General features: G+C 36.3%; 1 pseudogene. It reads right to left on the bottom strand.

Annotated features, from left to right (window positions below):
• Positions 1-166 precede the first annotated feature (166 nt).
• Positions 167-411 (bottom strand): annotated as a pseudogene (locus AB4329_RS21835) (aspartate-alanine antiporter); the annotation flags it as partial.

The raw sequence follows: 411 nt of genomic DNA, 5'->3' as shown, positions 1-411 counted from the left end.
AGTTTGAGTAGTCATAATATTTACCTAATAATTTAATATTAAACACTTGTAATTAAATAAAGTGTTTTACTTAAGCGTGATTATTCAGGCCTACCCTATTTTTGATTGGGTAGGTCTGTTAATAAGTTGATGATTTTTTAAATCTATAATGAGTTGTAGGTTTTAATTACATACCCGCATTAACGGTAATAATGCCGACGATAATTGGGCCCCATAGAGTCAGTAACACGTTGGCTACGGCGTAAGTCACAGTAAAAGAGAATACTGGCGTTGCGTTGCCTGTTTTTTCCATCAATGCAGCGAACGCTGGGTTTGCACTTCGACCACCGGTTACACAACCTAAAGCTTCTACCGGATTCTTTATCTTCAATACAAAGTACGAGAAGAAGAATGAAATAATCTGTGGAATGA

The organism is Vibrio sp. 10N.261.54.A5, assembly GCF_041471145.1.
GTDB classification, from domain to species: Bacteria; Pseudomonadota; Gammaproteobacteria; order Enterobacterales; family Vibrionaceae; genus Vibrio; species Vibrio crassostreae_C.
This window is presented reverse-complemented; position numbering and strand designations above follow the sequence as displayed.